Consider the following 3,799-nt stretch of genomic DNA (forward strand, 5'->3'; position numbering starts at 1 on the left):
GTACGCGCAAGAGCGGCCTGTCACCAATGTGGTCATGATGGGCATGGGCGAGCCACTATTAAATTACGACGCCTTGGTGCCTGCCTTGCAACTCATGCTTGATGACGTGGCTTACGGCTTGTCGCGTAGGCGTGTAACGGTGTCAACCTCGGGTGTTGTGCCTTTCATGGACCGGTTGTCCCAAGACTGTCCAGTGGCTTTGGCCGTGTCGCTGCATGCGCCAAACGACGAACTGCGCGACCACTTGGTGCCCTTGAACAAAAAATATCCCCTCAAAGAGCTGCTTGACGCTTGCCTGCGTTACTTAAAATTTGCGCCTCGTGATTTCATCACCTTCGAATATGTGATGCTTGATGGCGTCAACGACAAGCCCGAACATGCCCGGCAATTGCTCGATATTGCCCGTGTGGTGCCCTGCAAGTTCAACCTCATCCCATTCAATCCGTTCCCTGAATCTGGCTTGCTGAAGTCAACGCCGCCCAGCATTGCCACGTTTGTCAATATTCTGTCTGAAGGTGGGGTGGTCACCACGGTCAGAAAAACCCGAGGCGATGACATCGATGCTGCTTGCGGCCAATTGGCTGGTGAGGTCAAAGACCGAACCCGTGTGCGTGAGCGAATGAGCCACACCATCTCGGTGGAAGAACTGAAGGCTTCCTCGAAACGCAAAAGCTGAAGCGGCTTCGGCCCAGCAATGGCATACAATGTTGTGCCGCGTCAAAGAGGGTGGTGCACAAAGGCTGCTGCTGTGCTGGTGCACTTTCTGTGTTTTCTCGAAAATTTTCACAAACTATTGAAATTTCGATTGAAAGCGCTTGAGTATGATCCTGCGCATGGATTATGCTTAAGGTGTAAGTGGCGGTACAAAATTAAAAAACTATCACTCGGCGCCACCGAAGCGGCCGAAGTTTGGAACGATCAAATGAATGACAACCGTGCCATGAACAAAACTGAAGCACCAGATTCCCCAGGCTATCAAGATTCCAAAAGCGAATCAGGGGCTTATACTGCGCCTGAAAAACACCCCAATTTAACCTTGCTTGAGTCTGGCCAAAATCCGGGCGAAATCCTGAAGCAGGCCCGCGAAAAAGCCGGGTACAGCTTGAGTGACATCAGCGCACAAACCAAGATCAACGAGCGCCAGCTTGAAGCCATTGAAAGCGGTGACATCAGCCGACTTCCGCCAGAGACCTTCGCCAAAGCTTTCATCAAGAGTTATTGCAAAGCCTTGCGCATGGACCCTGCGCCAGTGATCGCTTCCTTTGGGTTTTCCGGCTCGGCCGACGCCACCGCTGCGCGCGCTCAAGCGGCTGACAGCACTCGGGTGGATCCGCTTGAACCCAAAATGCCAAGCAGTTCAAAGCGACTTTCGTCCCTGAACTTCGACCGAAAAACAGGCAAGAAAAGCCTGAGCTACGGCATTGTGTTGGCTGCCGTGGCGTTGATGGCCATGTTTTATATTCCGGTGTTCTTGTCGAGCGAAACCGAAGAAGTGGTTACGCCAACGCCAGTCGATGTGGTGCCTGCTGACCCCAGCGATGCTTTGGTTGCTGAGCAGTCTGCCTTGCCAGCGGCCAGCGTTCCATTGCCTTTGGAGCCCAATGCCACCACCGATGGGCAAAACTCGGTGTTTCCGGCCTTGCAGCAACCCGCTGGGGAAGCGCCGGCAGCGCCTGGCGCCCAGCAAACTCCAGCAGCCGCTGGTTCTGCTGCACCCACAGCGTCGGCGCCCACCGCTTCATCTCAGCCTCAGGCCACCCAGCCAAGCGCAGCCGCCACTGGCGAGTCCAGTTTGAGCTTCAAGTTTGCCGAACAATCCTGGGTGACCGTGCGCGATGCGAATGACAAAGTGTTGCTGTCCCAACTCAACGATGGGGGAACATCCCTCACGATAAGCGGGCAGGCCCCTTTTAAACTGATTGTGGGCAATGCACAAACCGTATCGCTGTCGCACAACGGCAAGCCTGTGGATTTGTCCCAGTCCATTCGCGGCGAAGTGGCCCGCCTCACGGTACAATAAAAGCTTGCATGCGCAATTCAAACCGGGTGCAAGCCCGGTTTTTGCATTGGTTTAACCCACTTAACACCCGAGTTTCATTGTGATTCCCAACACTCCACTGGCCCGGCGCAAAACACATCGCGTGGCCATCGCCTGGAAAGAACATGTGGTGCATGTCGGCGGTGGCGCCCCGGTTGTTGTTCAGTCCATGACCAACACCGACACAGCCGATGCCCTCAACACAGCTTTGCAAGTGAAGGCGCTGTATTTGCAGGGCAGCGAGGTGGTTCGAATCACCGTCAACAACGACGCCGCCGCACAGGCTGTGCCCTATATCCGCGAGCAGTTGGACAAAATGCGAATTCCCGTGCCCTTGGTCGGCGATTTCCATTACAACGGGCATTTGTTGTTGCAAAAGTACCCCGATTGCGCGCGTGCTTTGTCCAAATATCGCATTAACCCTGGGAATGTGGGGTCGGCACGTTCCCGCGACGACAATTTTGCAGCCATGATTGCCATGGCCATTGAGCACGACAAGCCCGTTCGAATCGGGGTGAATTGGGGTAGCCTGGATCAAACCCTGCTTGCCCGCATGATGGACGAAAATGCACAGCGCGCCGAGCCATGGCCAGCCAGCCAACTCATGTACGAGGCACTTATCGAGTCGGCCCTAAGCAGTGCAAACAAGGCCATCGAATTGGGTTTGCAGGCTGATCATATTTTGTTGTCTTGCAAGGTCAGCCAGGTGCAAGACCTTATTGCGGTCTACAGGGAGTTGTCCAAGCGCAGCGAGTTCCCTCTGCATTTGGGTCTCACCGAGGCTGGCATGGGAACCAAGGGCATTGTGGCTTCAACCGCTGCGCTGGCCGTGCTTTTGCAAGAGGGCATTGGCGACACCATTCGCGTATCGCTTACCCCCGAGCCCAACGGTGATCGCACCAAAGAGGTGGTGGTGGCCCAAGAAATACTTCAGTCGCTGGGTTTGCGTGCCTTCACGCCGCAGGTCATTGCGTGCCCGGGTTGCGGGCGAACCACCAGCACGGTATTCCAAGAACTGGCTGACCAAATTCAAACCTATCTTCGCGACCAAATGCCCATCTGGAAAAATCAGTATCCGGGCGTGGAAGAAATGAAAGTGGCTGTGATGGGCTGTGTTGTCAATGGCCCCGGCGAAAGCAAACACGCCGACATTGGTATATCGTTGCCGGGTACTGGCGAGGCGCCCGCAGCACCGGTGTTTCTAGACGGAAAGCGCTCGGTTACCCTAAAAGGCAACAACATCGCTGGCGAATTTCAGGCGATTGTGCAGCGTTATGTGGAACAAAGGTATGCCAAGGGGCAAACCACCGCTTCAGAATGAGCGACAATACCGGGTTGGAAAATTAAGTTGAAAGATGCAATGAGTCTCCCCGAGTCGTCTGACCAATCCAAGGCAAAAAAGCAAACCCGGCTTCAGTCCGTCAAAGGCATGAACGACGTGCTGCCCGTGGAAGGCATTCACTGGGAAAACCTGGAAGTGATGCTTCGCGAGTGGCTAACTGCGTACGGCTATCGCCTCATCAAGACCCCGGTGCTCGAGCCCACTGCCTTGTTCCGGCGAGGCATTGGCGAGGTTACCGACATCGTTGAAAAAGAGATGTTCAGCTTTGTAGACCGTTTAAACGGCGACGAGTTGACCTTACGCCCCGAATTCACAGCCGGCATTGCCCGCGCCACCATCCAGCACAACCTCACCTATGCCGCGCCCCAGCGGGTGTACTCCATGGGGCCGGTGTTTCGCCACGAGCGGCCCCAGCGCGG

The 3,799-nt window shown here is 55.3% G+C and carries 4 protein-coding genes; all 4 read left to right on the forward strand.

The window, feature by feature from the left end; translation table 11 throughout:
• The coding region (gene rlmN / locus ACEQU8_RS09535) for a 23S rRNA (adenine(2503)-C(2))-methyltransferase RlmN (RefSeq protein WP_370263186.1) at window positions 1-676 on the forward strand (676 nt) is incomplete at its 5' end.
• 246 nt (window positions 677-922) lie between these two features.
• Entirely contained in the window at window positions 923-2,020 is a 1,098-nt protein-coding gene (locus tag ACEQU8_RS09540; protein ID WP_370263187.1) for a helix-turn-helix domain-containing protein, read from the forward strand.
• Between the two features lie 79 nt (window positions 2,021-2,099).
• Window positions 2,100-3,359 (forward strand): flavodoxin-dependent (E)-4-hydroxy-3-methylbut-2-enyl-diphosphate synthase, encoded by a 1,260-nt coding sequence (gene ispG / locus ACEQU8_RS09545; RefSeq protein ID WP_370263189.1) that lies wholly within the window; start codon window positions 2,100-2,102, stop codon window positions 3,357-3,359.
• A 39-nt stretch (window positions 3,360-3,398) separates the two neighbouring features.
• The coding region (locus ACEQU8_RS09550; protein WP_370263190.1) for an ATP phosphoribosyltransferase regulatory subunit at window positions 3,399-3,799 on the forward strand (401 nt) is incomplete at its 3' end.

Source organism: Limnobacter sp., assembly GCF_964228395.1.
GTDB lineage: Bacteria > Pseudomonadota > Gammaproteobacteria > Burkholderiales > Burkholderiaceae_B > Limnobacter.